The sequence below is a fragment of the Flavobacterium xizangense genome (assembly GCF_054075145.1).
The window spans coordinates 247,910-267,268 of the sequence record NZ_JBSIPG010000005.1; the positions used below are offsets into that span (position 1 = coordinate 247,910).

Sequence of the window (19,359 nt, forward strand, 5' to 3'; positions counted from 1 at the left end):
TAAAAAAAAAGAGGTTCAGTTTTACTGAACCTCTTTTTTGTGAATTAATAATAGCCGTGATACATTATTTTTTCTTCACTTTTTTGCTTTTATAGTATTTTCGATATTTTGGATACGTCACTGCACCAATTAGTGCAATTGTAGCCATCGAGTAATAAATCCAATTTAGAGAATGTGCCTCTCCACTTGCGTACGAATGCAGACCAACTAAATGGAAGTTTACTCCATAGTAAGTAAACAAAATCGAAATAAAGGCAAACATCGTCATTAAATTGAAGAACCATTTTCCGCGTAAAGCAGGCACAAAACGAGCGTGAATTACAAACGCATATACCATGATCGAGATTAAAGCCCAAGTTTCTTTTGGATCCCATCCCCAGTAACGTCCCCAACTTTCATTTGCCCATTGCCCGCCTAAGAAGTTTCCAATAGTCAGCATAATCAAACCAATAGTTATGGACATTTCGTTGATATACGTGATCTCTTTAATATTTAATTCCATTTTAGCTTTGTTTTTCTCGGTTGTAAAGAAAATCAATACTAAAGCTACAAAACCTAAAATCATTCCTAATGCTGTCGGACCATAACTCGCAACAATAACCGCAACGTGAATCATTAACCAATATGAATTAAGAACGGGTTGTAAGTTTGCAATTTCCGGATCAATCCAGTTCATGTAGGCAGCCATTAAAATCATCGAAGTAACAAAAGCAGACGAAGCAACGGTTAATTTTGATTTTCTATCAAAAGCCAATCCGAAGAACATTGTTGACCAAGCCACATACACAATAGCTTCGTACGCATTACTCCAAGGTGCGTGACCCGAAATATACCAACGTGCTATTAATGCTATTGTATGAATCACAAATAACAGTCCAACTATAACATGGAAAGCGTTTACTGTAATACGAAGCCATTTTTTTTCAAAAAAGATATTGAGAATCGTAAAAGTAAGCATCAATATTGCTACAGTAATATACCAATACGGCAATTTTTGAAGAACATCATATTTATTATAAGCAATCTCAGCGTCAATTTTTTGCTCGCTTGGACGAACTTTTGCGCCAAATTTCTTTTGGAAACCATTAATGCTTTCTACCAACTGATCAGCTGTATCCCAATTTTTAGAAATAGAACCGTTGTTTAAAGCACTGAAATATAGTGGAAGAATTTGTTTTACATAAGTAGAATCCATTCCTTTAAAACCGCTGTTTTCACGTTCTAAGAAAGAAACCCATTTATTGTTTGGATCATTTGGAATTGGAAAAATTTTCAAGATGCTTCCACTTAAAGCAGATTCCATCAAGTTTACTTTTTTATCTGTTTCAATAAAATCTTTCTCAAATTGATTCGGGTTCCCTGCTTTATAAGCATCATCTAAATAAGGCGACAATTTATAATTTCCGTTTTCATCGAAAAATTTTACAAATGGAGCGTATTGATCTTTCTTATCAATTCCGATAATTTTACGAATACTATCATTCCCCATTTTGATGTAAATAATCGGAATTTGAATCCAAACCTGAGCATATTGTGTCATAGACAAAAATACTTGATCAGAATTCATTCCGTTGTACTTATCACTGTGGCTAACTTTTCTAAGTAATTCAGATGAAAAAGTATTAATTGGTTTCATTCTTCCTCCCGCGTCCTGAATAATCAATCTTCCAAATTTTGCTGCGTGCGCTTCGGGAGCTTTGTAGATTGTCAATAATGAATCCAACTGTTTTTGACTAGGCGGTGCTACTACGTGATTGGCATGATCATTTGGATCTGCAGCATGGTTATGATCGTGATCATGCGAATGCACATGAGGATTTTGTTGCGCAAAACCGCTCAAACCAATCATTAAAACTAGAATAGTAATCAATTTTTCTTTTTTCTTTTTAACGCTTTCAAGTTTACGCTTTAAATCTCCAAAACGAGAATGCTTTGTAAACATAATAGCCATTAAACCAATGTAAAGCAGAAAATATCCAAAATAAGTAATATTAGTTCCCCAGAAATCATGGTTTACAGATAGTACTGTTCCTTTTTCATCTGGATCAAATGAAGACTGGAAAAAACGAAATCCTTTATGATCCAAAACGTGATTCATATAGATATCAGCATCAAAAGTTTCTGCAGAATCCTGAACCGTAACTTTACTTTTAAAAGCAGAGTAACTTTTTTCTGTTCCTGGATATTTATCAGCAATAAAATCATTCAATTTCACTTTAAAAGGTAAAATATAAGCCTTGCTTCCAAAGAACAAACTATACTCGATTTTACCAATTTTTACTGTTTGAGGCTCTCCTATACTTCCTTTAGAACCTAAAAGACGAACTTGTTTTTCCTGTCCATCAGCTTTTATTTTTACAAATAAAGCGTCAGTATGTGATTTTGCTTTGAAATCGTTACTTGATTCATAATCAACAACTCCTTTTACGGCTGGATCTGGAAATACAATTCTGATATCACCGATGCTGTATAACGAACGCATCATCAAAGGTTGTACGTTATCTTTTGTAACAGTTCCTTTCAATTTGTCGGCCATTCGCATAAATTCTCCTTCAAATGGTGTCTGAATTGTATATTTTTCTCCAGTTGTATTGATATTGATCGCGCCATCTGTTTGTTTATTCAATGCGAACAAAACGTTGTGGATATTTTGAACTTCTCCTTCTTTCAAGAAATGCTCTTCACGCCCACCAGCTCCGGCTTCAACTAATTTTAAATAAAGTGTTCCTTTTGGATCTGGTTTTATAGTTTCTTTAGCTCCCATAATGTAGTTTACGTAACTAACCTCAAAAGGAGTTTCGTCAAACTTTCCAGAAAGTGTAAAGTCATTATTAGTTACTGGTGACAATAAAAGGCTTTTGTCAAAAACTCTTCGTTTCATTTCACCTTTATATTCTCCGTCAGCAAAAACGGTTATAAATGTTTTATCTGAATAAATCTGATTTTCCGCCGCGCCTTCGCGAATTGGCATCATTCCTTCATAACTGATATAGCGCGTAATAAAGGCTCCTAAAATGATAAAAACAAAAGCTAAGTGAAGTAATAAAGTAGCCCATTTTTCTTTTTTAAGTAATTGATAACGTTTGATATTTCCGAAGAAATTAAGCATAAAAATTGCCATTATAGCCTCAAACCACCATGTATTATAGATTAAAATTCGGGCAGTATCTGTGTTGTATTTACTTTCGATAAAAGTTCCAACACCCATTGAAATTGCGAATGTTAAAAAAAGAACGGCCATTAAGCGTGTAGAAAACAAAAAAGAGAATATTTTTTTATCCATTTTTGAGGAATTACATTGTATAAAAGTGCCACAAAAGTACTTAAAAATGTTGAGTTCCAATATTTGTCATTTGTTAATAAAAACTAAAATATAATATACTTTTTTACCGAAACAAAGCTTTCGCGAAAGTTAAGTACTACAAAACTAAACTATTTGATAATTTCTTTGAATATTGATAATTTTTCATAGATTTGTGTAATCGATTACATTATAGATTTATCTTTTTATTGAAGCTAGTATTTTAGTTTTTCGCAAAAAAAGAAGATTTAATCACATATTCGACTATTAACTATCTCTTTACAAAATAATTAAAATGAAAACCAAAACTATCAACATTATCCTTTTTCTTGCACTTTTTGTTTCTGGATGGTCTTCCAAAACTCTTGCACAAAATTCAAAATCAAATGTTTTTTACACTGATATTGAGTTTAAAATGCAAAAAGTAAAAGAGCCTGTAATTCCTAAAAATACAGTCAACTTAAAAGATTTTGGTGCCGTGAGTGGCGGTTATATTTTAAATTCAAAGGCTTTCGCCGATGCTATAGATGCTCTTGTAAAAAAAGGAGGCGGAAAATTGATTATTCCTCCCGGAATCTGGCTTACAGGTCCGATTATTTTGAAAAGTAATATTGAACTTCATGCAGAAACTGGTGCTTTGATTAAATTTTCGACAGATAAAAGTTTGTATCCAATTATTGAAACCAGTTTTGAAGGTTTGAATACATGGCGCTGCATCTCTCCTATTTATGGTAAAAATCTTGAAAACGTAGCTTTTACTGGAAGTGGTGTTTGGGACGGTTCTGGAGAAGTTTGGAGACAAGTAAAAAAGAGCAAATTAACCGAAAGCCAATGGAAAAAGTTTGTTGCTTCGGGCGGTGTTTTAAATGAGAAAAAAGAAAGCTGGTATCCATCTGAAACTTTTATGAAAGCTTCTGTTGGAGCCGATCAAAATGTACGTCTTGATTTAAAAACGAAAGAACAATTTGAAGAAATCCATGATTTTCTTCGTCCTGTAATGGTAAGCATTCAAAATAGTAAAAGAGTTCTTTTTGATGGTCCGGTTTTTCAAAATTCACCAGCCTGGAACATTCATCCATTAATGGTAGAAGATTTGATTATTAGAAATTTGACGGTTAGAAATCCTTGGTATTCTCAAAATGGCGACGGACTTGATGTTGAATCTTGCAAAAATGTTTTAATAGAAAATTCAAGTTTTGATGTTGGTGACGATGCCATTTGCATTAAATCTGGAAAAGATAAGGATGGACGCGATCGCGGTATTCCGTGCGAAAATATCATTGTTAAAAATAATATTGTATATCATGGTCACGGCGGTGTTACAGTAGGAAGCGAAATGTCAGGAGGCGTTAAAAACCTTCATGTTTCAAATTGTACTTTTATGGGTACTGATGTTGGACTTCGTTTTAAAAGTACACGCGGACGTGGTGGAATTGTTGAAAATATTTTTATTTCAAATATTTATATGACGGATATTCCTTCTCAGGCGATTTCATTCGATTTATATTATGGAGGAAAATCTATTGCCGAAACATTGGCTGAAGGCGGAACTAAAGTAGCCAACAAAATGATGCCAGTGACTGTAGAAACACCGCAATTCAAGAATATTTCAATTAAAAACATTACAATCGCCGGTGCTTATCAAGCTGTATTTTTGCAAGGATTGCCTGAAGTGAATCTTGAAAATATCGAAATTTCAAACTTAACTGCAAAAGCAGAAAATGGTTTTTCAATAATTGATGCAAATGGAATTAAAATCAGCAATGTCAAATTAGACATTCAGAAACCAGAAATTTTCGAAATTTACAACGGAAAAAACATGTCTTTCAAGAATATTGAGTTCAATTCAAAATCAGAGAAAGCCATCTCAATTAATGGTGAAGTAAGTAAGAATATAGAATTTGTTTCAAATCCAAATTTTGATTTATCTAAAAAAATCAATGTTGGTGAAACGGTTCCAAAAGGTGCTGTGAAATTCTAAAAAGACTAAATCACCGGTGTAAATCAGCGTAAAATTCTTGACCAAAAAGTTCATATTGAACGCAGATGAAACTGATTCGCTATCGCGAAGACGCGGATTTAAACGGATTTTTTATAATTAAAAAAATCCGTTTAAATCCGCGTTTTTGTGAAACAAATCAGTAAAATCAGTCTCTGATTAGTTTAAACGAATTAAAAACCAAACGACTATTTCAAAAAAATAATGTTAATTTTGTGCTATGATTCGACTATCGATAATTGGTTCTGGGAATGTTGCACAACATTTAGTCAAGGCTTTCACAAAAAGTGAAGCTGTCGAAATTGTGCAGGTATTTTCTAGAAAAAAAGAAGTTTTAGTTCCTCTTATTAATGAAGATAAAATCACAACTGATTTAACTAACTTAAAACCAGCAGATTTATATATCATCGCCGTTTCTGATAATGCAATTGGTGAAGTCTCACAACAATTATCTTTTCAAAATCAACTTGTGGTTCATACTTCTGGCGCTGCGCCGCTTGATATTTTAAAATCCAAAAACAGACGAGGTGTTTTTTATCCGCTTCAGACTTTTTCAAAAAACAAAGCCGTTGATTTTTCTGTAATTCCAATGTGTTTGGAAGCAGAAAATAGTGCCGATTTTGATTTGTTAGAGAAAACTGCACAATCCATTTCAAAAGCCGTTTTTGCAATTGATTCGGAGCAACGAAAAGCATTGCATGTCGCAGCCGTTTTTGTAAATAACTTTACGAATCATTTGTATCAAATTGGACAAGAAATCTGTGATGAACACCGTGTTCCTTTTGAAGTATTAAAACCTTTGATTCAGGAAACTGCTGAAAAAATCAATACATTGGATCCAATCGATGCACAAACCGGACCAGCAAAACGAAACGATTCTAATACTATAGAAGCGCATTTAGCGTTTTTAACCAACGAAAATCAAAAAAACATTTATAATATACTCACACAATCTATTCAAAATAATGGCAAAAAGTTATAAAGAAATAATGAATGACATCACAACATTTGTTTTTGATGTTGATGGTGTACTTACAGACAGTTCCGTTTTTGTAACCAATGAAGGCGAAATGCTTCGAACAATGAACATTCGTGACGGTTATGCAATGAAAGCCGCAATTGAAAGCGGTTACCATGTCTGTATTATTTCTGGCGGAAGCAATGAAGGCGTTCGTATTCGTTTAAACAATTTAGGTGTTAAAGATGTTCATTTGGGAACTCCTGATAAAGTTCAGACTTTTAAAGAATATACAAATATTAATAATATTAAACCAGAACAAGTGCTTTACATGGGAGATGATATTCCAGATTTTCACGTAATGAAATTAGTAGGATTGCCAACTTGCCCACAAGATGCAAGTCCGGAAATCAAAAATATTTGCCGTTATATTTCGCATGTAAAAGGCGGACGCGGCGCTGCACGTGACGTTATTGAGCAAGTAATGAAAGTACAAGGAAAATGGATGGAATATTTTAATGGAAAACACGATTAAATAATTATTAATTGTGAATTGTTAATTAATCAATTATATAAAAAATTTAGCAACTAGCCCCAAGCTACTTAGAACCTTAAAAAAAATGAAATACTTAAAACTCGTTCGATATCAAAACTTATTGATGCTTGCTTTTATGCAGGTTTTATTTCGTTATGCTTTTCTAAAACAGCAAAATATTCCATTAGCTTTGGCCGACTGGCAATACGGATTATTGGTTTTAAGCACTGTTTTATTAGCAGCTGCAGGTTATGTGATTAATGATATTTTAGATGTAGCAACAGATTCAATCAATAAGCCAAATAACGTTATTATCGGCAAAGGAATTTCTGAAGCAAGAGCCTATAATATTTATATCGGACTGAATATTACTGGTGTTGCTATTGGTTTTTATTTGTCAAATGTCATTTTGAGACCGAGTTTTGCAACAGTTTTTATTTTGATTGCGTCTTTGCTTTATTTTTATTCTACAAGTTTAAAGCAAATCATGATTTTAGGAAACTTTATCGTAGCTCTTTTATTGGCTTTAAGCGTTATTATTATTGGAATATTTGATTTATTTCCTGCAACAAACGCTGAGAATCAGGCGCAAATGGCAAGTCTTTTTTCGATTTTGATCGATTACGCTCTTTTTGCATTTATGATTAATTTTATTAGAGAAATAGTTAAAGATATTGAAGATGTAAATGGTGATTATAATCAAGGAATGAACACTTTACCAATTGCAATTGGAATTAGCAGAGCCGCAAAAATCGCTTTAGGATTTGCAATAATTCCATTTATATTGTCTCTACTTTATATCAATACTTATTTCATGCAGAACAAACTTTATATTGCCACTTTATATAGTTTTGCCTTTGTTCTTACCCCCCTATTATATTTTATTGTAAAAATTTTTACAGCAAAAACTCAAAAAGAATTCCATCATTTGAGTACCGTTTTAAAGCTCATTTTGCTTTTCGGAATTTTATCAATTCTTGTAATTACATTAAACATCAAGTACAATGCTTAAAGAAAAATTAAAAAAATATACTTTGATTCTGGCTTCAGGATCACCAAGAAGACAGCAATTTTTTAAAGATTTGGATCTTGATTTTGAAATCCGATTAAAAGATATTGAAGAAATTTATCCGCCTGAATTAGAAGCTGCTGAAATTACAGATTATCTGGCAGCATTGAAAGCCAGTGCATTTGATGGTGAGTTAAAAGAAAACGAAATACTGATCACTAGCGATACGATTGTATGGCATCAAAATAAAGCTTTAGGAAAACCAAAAAATGCTGAAGAAGCTTTTGAAATGATTAAATCGATGTCTAATGCAACACACGAAGTATTTACATCTGTTTGTTTTAGAACAGAAAATACTTCTACCGTGATAAACGATGTTACAAAAGTAACATTTAACGATTTATCAGACGAAGCCATTTTGTATTATATTGAAAATTACAAACCTTATGACAAAGCCGGAGCTTATGGTATTCAGGAATGGTTTGGTTTTATGGCTGTTAAAAAAGTTGAAGGCTCTTACACCAATGTTATGGGGCTCCCGACTGCTAAAGTTTATGAATATTTGAGTACTTTAGTATAAAAATTATCTTATGTTTTCTTTTAAAGAATATAGCCAGGAAATATTTGCGACTCTTATTCTTCTATTAATTTTAGTTGCTTTAAGAATAATCGTTGCAAAACTAATCAGACGTTATGCTAGCAGCAGTCAATTATTAGAGCACAGAACAAATCTGGTGATTAAATATGTTCATATTTTAATGAATATATTGGTTACTATTAGTCTGATTGTAATTTGGGGCGTCGACACTAAGGATATTTTTATCACTGTTTCTTCCATTGCAACTGTAATTGGTGTCGCTATGTTTGCGCAATGGTCAATTTTAAGCAATATAACTTCCGGAATGATTTTGTTTTTTTCATTTCCTTTTAGAATCGGAGATACTATAAAAATCCATGACAAAGATTTTCCTATTGAAGCTGAAATTGAAGATATCAGTGCTTTTCATGTGAATTTAAAAACCAAAGAAGGCGAACGGATTATTTTTCCAAATAATCTTTTGCTTCAAAAAGGAATCTCAATAATGCCGGTACAATACGAGGAAAAAGAGTTCTTTGACTAAATTTTGAATGGGAATTTTATAACGTAAATTAAAAAACCTAAAACAGAATTACTGATTTTAAGTGTAATATTTGTTTAGCCAATTTACGTTTATTCAAAATTCACAAAAATGACTCAGCCTATAAAATTACCTTTTTATGCAAAACTTGCCTGCATATTAATCAGTTTGATTTCGTTTGCCTATATTTTCTGCATTGCAAAAGATGTCATCACACCAGTGCTCATGGCTTTTTTATTTGCTGTTTTATTACTGCCGATTTTTACCTTTTTTAATGTAAGATTAAAATTCCCTAGACATCTCGCTGCAATTATCTGTGTTTTAACATTTGCTGCTTTTATTATTGGGATTTTAGTTTTTATCTCTTATGAAGTAACAGACATGGCTAATGATTTTGACACCATCAAAAAAAATGCAAATGCCTTCATTGTCGATATTCATAAATTCATAAAAAATAACTTTAATGTCAGCATTGGCGAACAAAAAAAATACATCGATAATGTAACGAAAGATTCGGTTAAAAACGGAAATGCAACAATAGGTTCAGCACTGATTTCCATAACCGATTTACTTTTAGACTGCACTATAATTCCAATTTATACTTTTCTTTTTTTAATTTATAAAGATCATTTTATTCTTTTTTTAGCCAAATTGATCAACAAAGAAAATCATTCGGCTTTAAAAGATATTTTATCTCAAATAAAAGTTTCTATAAACAATTATATTGTAGGACTTTTATTAGAAATGACTACAGTGGCCGTTTTAACAAGCTTAGGACTTTGGATTATTGGAGTAAAATATTTCATTTTATTAGGATTGATAACCGGACTTTTAAATCTTATTCCTTATATAGGAATATTTATTGCTGGAATAATTACAGTTTTAGCCTCGTTAACCGGAACTGGAGAAACCTCAATTATATTAGGAATTTTAATCGTGAATATTATTGTTCAGCTAATTGACAATAATATATTAGTTCCGTTGATTATAAATTCTAAAGTTGAAATTAATGCTTTTGTTTCCATCATAGGAATTATCATTGGTGGTGCAGCGGCAGGGATTTCTGGAATGTTTCTAGCAATTCCACTTTTGGCTATGTTAAAAATAATTTTTGACCGAATAGAATCAATGGAAGCCTGGGGCTATTTAATGGGGAATCATGTACCTAGAAAATTTACATGGAGGGTCCGAAAATCTAAAATTGTAAGCTAAAAAACAGTTAATTTTAAAAATAGCACTGATAATTAGCTTATATTCATGTTATAAATTGTGTTTAAAATTGAAAAAAATCTGAATGCTTCTAAACAAAAAAATAGTCGTTTTTCTATTGTTTTGCTTTTGTTTACAAAGCATTCACGGACAGTCAGATAAAACAAAAAAAGATCCTACAGTAAAAAAAGATTCAACTCAGGTTTATGACAAAATCCGAAATTATTCAAAAAAAAATAATTTCACAAAAGCCATGCACAAACTCTTTTTTAGAACTAATAAACCAAAAAAGAAAGAAGAACTCCTAATACCGACCGACACATCAAATTATGATGGCAAAATCATCCGTAAAATCAACATCGTTACGCTAGATCCATTTGGGCATTCAGTTACAGATACAGCTCAAACACCAAAAAATTGGGGGGAACGAACAGGGAATCGTCTTCATTTAAAAACCAAAAAAATTGCCATTTACAATTTACTTTTATTCAAAAGGAATAGTGTTTACGACAGTTATAAAGTTCAAGAAACCGAGCGTTTAATTCGATCTCAAAAATATGTAACGGCAGTTCGGATTACACACCAATTAGCCGGAGCAGCATCAGATTCTGTTGATGTTACTATCAGGGTTTTAGATTCATGGAGTACGATTCCGCGATTTTCAATTTCCAGTAATCAAGTTTCCGTTGGATTCAAGGAAAAAGATTTCTTTGGATCTGGCCAGCAGCTCGAATATCGTTTTACCAATCGTTTTAGCGATGGTGCAAATGGTAATGATGTTACTTATACGGTTCCAAATATTAAAAATACTTATATTGGGACAACATTGAATTATAAAATGGATCTTGATAACAATTACACCAAAAGCATCAATATCGAACGATTGTTTTATTCACCTTTAACCAAATGGGCTGGCGGAATTTATGTTGGACAGAACTTTAGGAAAGATACTTTGCAGGCCCCAGATATGTCTTATGCTTATCAGCCTTTCAAATATAATTTTCAGGATTTTTGGGCTGGAAAAGCTACTAAAGTGTTTGAAGACGAAGACAAAGGAATAACCAATCTAATTGTTTCGGGTCGATTTCTGAATGTCAATTATAGCGAAACACCAACAGATTTATACGATCCAACTCATTTCTATTCCGATCAAAAGCTTATTTTATCCGGAATTGGAATCAATACGCGTAAATTCATCAAAGACAATTATATCTTTAGAAATGGCCAGACCGAAGACGTTCCTATTGGCCGAATTTATGGCGTTACTTTGGGGTATCAATACAAAAATCAAATGTGGAGACCTTATGTTGGGGGTCAGTTTTCATTTGGAAATTATTATAGGTTAGGCTTTTTGAGTGCTAATTTTGAAGGCGGAACCTTTTTTCATGATTCAAAAACCTACGAAACAGCATTTTCAGTAGAAACCAATTATTTTACGAAGCTTTATAGTATTGGAACTTGGAAATTAAGACAATTTGTGAATCCAAAAATGGTAGTTGGCATCAATCGTGAAGATATAATCGGCGATCAATTGAATATAAATGAAGATAATGGTTTGGCTGGTTTCAACAGCGCCATTTACGGAACCAACAAAATGATATTATCCCTTCAGACGCAGACCTATTCACCAAATGCGCTTTTGGGTTTTCGTCTAAATCCATTTTTCAACTATTCTGTAGCCGTTTTAGGAAGTCCAAATAATGCGATGGGCAGAAACAAAGCCTATTCAAAATTTACGCTCGGTGTAATAGTAAGTAACGACTACTTAGTATTCAGTTCTTTTCAATTATCATTGTCCTACTACCCTACAATTCCATTTGAAGGAGATAATGTTTTCAAAACCAATACTTTTGAAACAACAGATTTTGGATTGATGAACTTTGAGCTGTCAAAGCCAAGAATTGTTGATTATAAATAAAAAGATTTTTTTTTACTTTTTTTATCTTTTTTTAAACCTTACAAAACATTTTGAAAATCAAACCATTATAATAAATTTAGCACTTTCGAACTCGTTGAACTGCTAATTTTATCCGACGAAATACATTTGGTTTTTATTTTTGGCACAGTATATGAATATTACTTAGCAAGAGTAACATTAAAACTTTAAAAAAAATGAAAACGTTAAAAATAGCAATCGCCGGATTATTCCTTTTGGTTGCAAATGCCACGCAAGCCCAAGTATCAATTAATGTAAATATAGGTACACCACCAGCTTGGGGACCTGCAGGATATTCTGAAATGGAATATTATTATTTGCCAGACATTGAAGCTTATTATGATGTTAGAGCTTCACAGTTTATTTATTTTGGAGATGGAAGATGGGTTAGAACCACTTACTTGCCAAGACAATATAGAAATTATGATTTATACGGAGGCTATAAAGTAGTTTTAACTGATTACCACGGAAGAACTCCCTACGTATATTTTGACCGTCATAGAGTAAAATATTACAGAGGTTATCATGGAGCGCCTCAAAGACCATACAAACCAAGACCTGTTTATGGATATAATGACCGTCATGATCACAGAGATTACAAACATTATGACAAACATTACGACAAACACCATGACAAACATGATCGTCACGACCATGATGATCACGACGATCACCGCGGACATGGAAGAAGATAATTGCTAAATATCTAATTTTCAACACAAAAGAGTATCAAAAATATTGATACTCTTTTTTTATGCATGTATTGTAGAATCTGAATTTGTTAATTTATTACGTAATATTTAAAAATAATACAAGAATCAATTATATTTATAACAATTGTCTTATCCTGATATAATTGTAACTTATATTTGCACATTATTTTAAATTTCAGTTGATAATGAAAAACAACTTTTATCTATGCGCCTTTTTAACTTTATCACTTTTTATTTCCTGTGACAACAACGATGATAATTCTAGTGATCAATCTGCTGGAAATGGTATTACAATTACTTCTGATGCCACTTCTTTAAATCAAAGACTTGATTATACTAATTCTGGAGTTATCTCAATCACTAACACTTCAACTGCAAAAGGATTAGCAACTCAGTCAACAACTGATTTGCCTATGGTTCAAATTGCAGAAATAAATCCTCCAACAGATGGTAACGGTAGAACTTTGCAAGCAAATCATGTTGCTGTAAATGGAAATTATGCTTATGTGGCCTATACAATGATGGGAGAAGCTTATTCTGGAGCGATTGATGTTATTGATGTTACAGATCCTTATAAGCCAAAATTGCTTACATCGGCATTAATTGCTAATACAGATATTACTTCTCTTACTTACTCTAACGGAAATTTAATTATCGCCGGAGCAAAAGATATTGACAAAGATGCAACTTTGACAAATCCAGCAATTGTAATCAATATGCAATTAAGCTCTGGAATGCTTACAGATAAATATACAGTAACAAAACTTGAAAGCCATGCAACAACTGATGTCACAGCAAATTCATCTTCTTATTTTGCTGTAACTGGAGATACAGGAAGTTTGTTTAAAATTAACAATTCTACAAAAGCAGTAACTTCAAAAGTAGCTGTAGAGGATTTACGTACTTTAGCTCTTACTGGCGACAAAATTGTAACTTTAAGCGGAAAGAAAGGTGTAAATATTTATAACGAATCAACTCTTGCTCTTCAAAAATCTTTTGTAACAAGTACTGATGTGAGTGCTGCAAAAAGAACAATCGATTTTGACGGAACAAAATTATTAGTTTCTGAAGGATACAATGGTTTAGGCGTTTATGATATCAACAGTGGTTATAAGCTTCAAACAATTGGATTAGCTTATTCTGGAGGCGACAATGTTACCAATGCAGTTTCTGTAAACGATGGATATGCTTTTGTTGCAAACGGAGCTGCAGGATTAAATGTTTACAAATCTGGAACTTCATTAAGTTTGGTTGGAACTGTTGGAATTACAGGTTCATCAAACTATGTAAAATCTAACGGAGACTATATTTATGTTGCGAGCGGAAAAGGCGGTTTGAAAATCATTAAGATGGAAAAACCAAATGCAACTTTCGCAAATTGTTCTTCTTACGGAGTTTACAATCAAGGAAAAGATCTGATTTTGAATTCAAACGAAGTAAAATCATATAATGGTTCAACAGCGATCAATTCTATAATTGTAAATTCTGGTGGTGTATTAACACACTGTGGATCAATTTCTGTTCAAAATACTTTGATTTTAAACAGCGGCGGAACTTTTAATATGACTGGAACTTTGGCACAAGGAAAATACCAGCAATCAAACCCAACAGAACTTATTATCAACAGCAATGCTTTACTGCAAGTTGAAGGTTCTGTAGTAATCTGGGGCGACCTAAGATTGAACAGCGGTGCAAAAATTAATTTTATTGGAAACAATTCGTCGATTACGATTTACGGAAAAGTGACTAAAAATAGTGGCGTTACAATTACTGGAACGTACAAAGACACAGAAAACAAATTGAAATAATTTTCTGTAATCCTAAGAAATACCACCTGATTTAATTTATTAAATCAATTCTTTTAAAAAAATGCTGTCGGAGACAATCTGATGGCATTTTTTTTGTGGAGTAGTTTTTCTTAAAAAAGGAAATCAATAACCAAACATTAACAATTCATTTAAATAATCTTCAAAAATATAATTACTATTTTTGAAGCACTTTCAAAAACATCAAACCACGCTATGCGAAAAATTCAATTACTAATTCTTTCATTTTTTTTAACCGGGATTTCAATTTCTTTTGCACAACAGCCACAAAAACCGAGTTCTGTAGAAATTTATAATCAAATCAAGAAATTAAATTTTTTAGGTTCGGTTTTATATGTTGCCGCACATCCTGATGACGAAAACACCCGTTTGATTTCTTATATGGCAAACGAAATGAATGCAAGAACTGGGTATTTGTCTTTGACACGTGGTGATGGAGGTCAAAACTTAATTGGCCCGCAATTGCGTGAATTGTTGGGTGTAATAAGAACGCAGGAATTAATTGAAGCCCGAAAAATTGACGGTGGCGAACAGTTTTTTTCACGTGCCAACGATTTCGGTTTTTCAAAAAATCCAAGTGAAACTTTAGAAATCTGGGATAAAGACAAAGTTCTTGCCGATGTAGTTTGGACCATTAGAAAATTTCAACCAGACGTAATCATAAATAGGTTTGATCATCGTTCGCCAGGAACAACGCATGGGCATCATACATCATCAGCAATGCTGAGTGTTGAAAGTTATAAATTGACAAATGATCCAAAAATATATCCAGAACAATTAAAATTTGTCACGCCATGGCAGGTAAAACGTCAATTTTTTAATCCGTCATGGTGGTTTTACGGAAGCCAGGAAAAATTTGATGCTGCCAATAAATCAAAATTCACCAAACTAGAAACAGGAGTTTATTATACCGGAATCGGGAAATCGAATCAGGAAATCGCAGCTTTGAGCCGAAGCCGTCATCAGTCTCAAGGTTTTGGAAGTACAGGCGCACGTGGTGAAGAAACGGAATATTTGGAGCTTATTAATGGAGAAACTCCAAAAGAAAGAGACAATTTATTTGACGGAATTGATACTTCCTGGAACCGAGTTAAAAATGGAAAACCAATTGGTGAATTAATTTCTAAAATCATTTCAAAATATGATTTCAGCAATCCGTCAGCAAGTATTCCTGATTTGATAAAAGCATACACAATGATCGAAGCTTTAGAAGACGATCATTGGAAACTTTTAAAAGCCAATGCAATTAAAAACATTATAGCATCTTGCTCAGGTTTATACTTAGAAGCAGTTGCCACTGAACAGGAAGCTACTCCTGGAAGCACCATTAAATTAAACCTTGAAGCTATTAACAGATGTGCTGTTGAAATGCAATTAGTTAGCGTAACAACATTGCCAGACAATAAAACAACGGCTCAGAATAGTATTTTGAAGAATAACAATGATCAAAAATTGAGTATTCAATTACAGCTTCCTGAAACTATTGAATATACGCAACCTTATTGGCTAAAAGAGAAAGCAACTGTTGGAATGTATACGGTTTCAAATCAGGAAAACATTGGCATCCCAGATATTATAAGAGAAGTAAAAGTTGTTTTTAACGTAAAAATAAATGGTGTTGAAATTCCGTTTGAGCGTATTGTTGTTTACAAATACAATGACGGTGTTAAAGGCGAAATGTATAATTTTCTTGACATAGTGCCTGAAGTTACAACTTCAATTCTTGAAAAAGTATTGATTTTTAAAGATACCAAAAGCAAAATGATTCCGGTAAAAATTCGTGCCGGAAAAGACGGAATAAAAGGAAATCTTCAATTAGAATTGCCAAAAAGTTGGGTAATTTCACCAAAACAGATTCCGTTTTCTTTAGATAAAAAAGGAAGTGAACAAACTTTTTATTTTGAAGTTACGCCTCCTGTAAATCCAGAAGAAGCTGTTGCAAAAGCAGTTGCAATCACTGACAACAAACGTTTTGACAAAGATGAAACGATTATTGATTACAGTCATATTACGAAACAAATGGTTTTAAAATCGGCTGAATCAAAATGTATAAGAATTGATTTAAAAACTTCTAGCGATGCTATTGCATATATTATGGGCGCTGGCGACGAAGTCCCAGAAAGTTTAGCACAAATGGGATATAAAGTTACGATTTTGAAACCAGAAGAAATTACGCCAGAACGTTTGGATTCATTTAGTACAGTTATTACCGGAATTCGCGCTTACAATACTGTAAATGCTTTGGCACACAAACAAAAAATACTTTTTGATTTTGTGAAAAATGGCAAAAACATGATTGTACAATACAATACATATGGCAAAATGGTTACCGACCAAATTGCGCCGTATCCGTTAAAAATTTCAAATGATCGCGTAACTGAGGAAAATGCTAAAATCACATTTTTAGCACCAAATCACCCGGTCTTGAATGTTCCAAATAAAATCACCGAAAAAGATTTTCAAGGCTGGACTCAGGAACAAGGGTTGTATTACCCAGATCAATACGACGCTGCCTTCACTCCTATTATTTCATCGCATGACAAAGGTGAATCTCCAAAAGATGGTGCATTGTTAGTAGCGCCATATGGAAAAGGATACTATATTTACACTGGGTTAAGCTTTTTTAGAGAATTGCCAGAAGGCGTAGCCGGCGCTTACCGATTGTTATCTAATATCATTTCGCTAAAACAGCCAATTGAAGCTCCTAAACAAGAATTAAAGCAATAATACATTTGTAAAATGGAAGCCAAAAAAACAAAAAAATGGAAAAAAAGCTACACCTACGTTTTGGTGGCTAATGCTATTTATATTCTTATTTTTCTCTTAATCATGCAATTATACTCATAACCTATGCAACTATTTGATTGGATCGTACTTATTGTTACACTTTTATTCATTGTTGGATATGGTTCATGGAAAACCAAAGGAAGCAAGAATGTTGAAGATTTCATTTTAGGAAACAACGAAACTCCGTGGTACACTGTTGGACTTTCAGTAATGGCAACTCAGGCAAGTGCAATTACGTTCCTGTCAACGCCAGGACAAGCATATCATGACGGAATGGGATTTGTGCAGTTCTATTTTGGATTGCCAATCGCTATGATTGTCATTTGTGTAACTTTTATTCCGCTTTATCATAAAAACAAAGTTTTTACCGCTTATGAATTTCTTGAAAAACGATTTGATGTAAAAACACGTTCTCTTGCAGCTATTCTGTTTTTAGTTCAAAGAGGCTTAGGAACAGGACTAACAATTTATGCTCCTGCAATTATTTTGTCGGCATTATTGGGTTGGAATCTTACCGTAATGAATATCATAATTGGTGTAATGGTAATTATTTATACGTTTTCCGGAGGAACAAAAGCGGTGAACGTAACCCAGAAACAACAAATGTTTGTCATTATTTCAGGTATGTTTATTACTTTTTTCCTGATTTTGCATTATTTGCCAAACGATATGACTTTTACAAGTGCAATGCATATTGCAGGCGCAAACGACAAAATGAATATTGTCGATTTCTCTTTTGATCCCGAAGAAAAATATACTTTTTGGAGTGGAATTACCGGTGGATTTTTCCTTGCACTCTCCTATTTTGGTACAGATCAATCACAAGTTGGGCGTTATTTATCTGGAAAATCCGTGAAGGAAAGTCAGATGGGATTAATCATGAACGGACTTTTAAAAGTTCCGATGCAATTTTTCATTCTATTAACCGGAGTTATGGTTTTTGTTTTCTTCCAATTCAATCCAGTTCCTTTAAATTTTAATCCGAACAATAAAATTGTCATTGAAAAATCGGCTTTTAAAGAAGAATATCATACACTTGAGAAGAAATTAGATAAACTTTCTGAAGATAAAAAAGTAATCAATCTGCTTTATATTGACCAATTAAATCAGGATTATGATAATCCGATTTTAAGAAAAGAATTAGTTGCTTTATCCAACAAAGAAAAAGATTTGCGCGATAAAGCAAAAGAAATTATTTCAAGAGCTGACAGTAATAGTGAAACTAATGACAAGGATTATGTTTTCTTCCATTTCATTTTACATTATTTGCCAAAAGGACTTATTGGTTTATTACTTGCTGTTATTATTTCGGCAGCCATGTCGTCAACCGCTTCTGGATTGAATGCTTTGGCTTCGACAACGGCAATTGATATTTACAAACGAAATGTAAAAGGTGAAAAATCAGAAAAGCATTTCTTAATGGCAACTAAATTTTTCACGCTGTTTTGGGGAGTTGTAGCGATTCTTTTTGCTTGCGTTGGAACTTTATTTGAGAATTTGATTCAGCTTGTAAATATTATTGGTTCCATTTTTTACGGAACTGTTTTAGGAATATTTCTTGTAGGTTTTTATTTAAAACGCGTTCAGGCAAAGTCTATGTTTATTAGTGCCATTATTAGCCAATTGACGATTTTTGTTATTTATTATTTCATGATTTATATTTATCCAAGTGGCCAGGAAAAACTGGGATATTTATGGCTGAATTTCATTGGAGCAAACCTTACTGTTGCATTATCATTAGTATTGCAGTTTTTGTTTTTCAGAGACAAGCCAGATGCTGATAATGTGATTTTGGAATAAAATCTCATAAAAAAAACACTACTTAGAACGAGGATGCCCTAGCCCTGATGGAAGCGGCATCTCCCAATTTAGAAAAACAAGGCTTTTTGGCCGTAGTTTTTATTTATCGGGAATATCGCGAACAGCAGGATTCAGTTCCTAAAAATTATAAATACTACATTTTCAAAT

At 32.9% G+C, this 19,359-nt stretch carries 13 protein-coding genes; 12 read left to right on the forward strand and 1 reads right to left on the reverse strand.

Annotated elements, in window-relative coordinates:
* Window positions 1-64: 64 nt before the first annotated feature.
* Complete coding sequence (locus ACWA1B_RS14360) at window positions 65-3,283, reverse strand: cytochrome c biogenesis protein (RefSeq protein ID WP_456908008.1); 3,219 nt, start codon at window positions 3,281-3,283, stop codon at window positions 65-67.
* A gap of 313 nt (window positions 3,284-3,596) precedes the next feature.
* Between ACWA1B_RS14360 and ACWA1B_RS14365 the strand changes: the two genes are divergently transcribed.
* The 12 genes from ACWA1B_RS14365 to ACWA1B_RS14420 all read left to right on the forward strand — a co-directional run bounded on the left by ACWA1B_RS14365 (window position 3,597) and on the right by ACWA1B_RS14420 (window position 19,191).
* Window positions 3,597-5,282, forward strand: coding sequence for a glycoside hydrolase family 28 protein (locus ACWA1B_RS14365; protein ID WP_456908010.1), 1,686 nt, complete (start codon window positions 3,597-3,599; stop codon window positions 5,280-5,282).
* A gap of 238 nt (window positions 5,283-5,520) precedes the next feature.
* A complete protein-coding gene (locus ACWA1B_RS14370) occupies window positions 5,521-6,282 on the forward strand; it encodes a Rossmann-like and DUF2520 domain-containing protein (protein ID WP_456908012.1) in 762 nt (253 codons plus the stop codon).
* The gene (locus tag ACWA1B_RS14375) at window positions 6,266-6,793 is read left to right on the forward strand and encodes a KdsC family phosphatase (RefSeq protein ID WP_456908014.1); all 528 of its coding nucleotides are present in this window, start codon (window positions 6,266-6,268) and stop codon (window positions 6,791-6,793) included. The genes ACWA1B_RS14370 and ACWA1B_RS14375 overlap by 17 nt, the downstream gene beginning before the upstream one ends.
* 85 nt (window positions 6,794-6,878) lie before the next feature.
* Window positions 6,879-7,805 carry a geranylgeranylglycerol-phosphate geranylgeranyltransferase gene (locus ACWA1B_RS14380; protein WP_456908016.1) on the forward strand — a complete coding sequence of 309 codons (927 nt, stop codon included), beginning with the start codon at window positions 6,879-6,881 and terminating at the stop codon, window positions 7,803-7,805.
* Window positions 7,798-8,382 (forward strand): Maf-like protein, encoded by a 585-nt coding sequence (locus tag ACWA1B_RS14385; protein ID WP_456908018.1) that lies wholly within the window; start codon window positions 7,798-7,800, stop codon window positions 8,380-8,382. The genes ACWA1B_RS14380 and ACWA1B_RS14385 overlap by 8 nt, the downstream gene beginning before the upstream one ends.
* A 10-nt stretch (window positions 8,383-8,392) precedes the next feature.
* Window positions 8,393-8,923 (forward strand): mechanosensitive ion channel domain-containing protein, encoded by a 531-nt coding sequence (locus ACWA1B_RS14390; protein WP_142448731.1) that lies wholly within the window; start codon window positions 8,393-8,395, stop codon window positions 8,921-8,923.
* Between the two features lie 108 nt (window positions 8,924-9,031).
* A complete protein-coding gene (locus ACWA1B_RS14395) occupies window positions 9,032-10,132 on the forward strand; it encodes an AI-2E family transporter (RefSeq protein ID WP_456908020.1) in 1,101 nt (366 codons plus the stop codon).
* An 82-nt stretch (window positions 10,133-10,214) separates the two neighbouring features.
* Window positions 10,215-12,047: a hypothetical protein gene (locus tag ACWA1B_RS14400; RefSeq protein ID WP_456908022.1), complete on the forward strand. Its 1,833-nt coding sequence runs from the start codon at window positions 10,215-10,217 to the stop codon at window positions 12,045-12,047.
* 194 nt (window positions 12,048-12,241) lie between these two features.
* A complete protein-coding gene (locus ACWA1B_RS14405; RefSeq protein ID WP_456908024.1) occupies window positions 12,242-12,760 on the forward strand; it encodes a hypothetical protein in 519 nt (172 codons plus the stop codon).
* A gap of 203 nt (window positions 12,761-12,963) precedes the next feature.
* A complete protein-coding gene (locus ACWA1B_RS14410; protein ID WP_456908026.1) occupies window positions 12,964-14,586 on the forward strand; it encodes an LVIVD repeat-containing protein in 1,623 nt (540 codons plus the stop codon).
* A 213-nt stretch (window positions 14,587-14,799) separates the two neighbouring features.
* Window positions 14,800-17,331: a PIG-L family deacetylase gene (locus tag ACWA1B_RS14415; protein WP_456908028.1), complete on the forward strand. Its 2,532-nt coding sequence runs from the start codon at window positions 14,800-14,802 to the stop codon at window positions 17,329-17,331.
* A gap of 123 nt (window positions 17,332-17,454) precedes the next feature.
* The gene (locus ACWA1B_RS14420; protein WP_456908030.1) at window positions 17,455-19,191 is read left to right on the forward strand and encodes a sodium:solute symporter family protein; all 1,737 of its coding nucleotides are present in this window, start codon (window positions 17,455-17,457) and stop codon (window positions 19,189-19,191) included.
* Window positions 19,192-19,359: the final 168 nt, after the last annotated feature.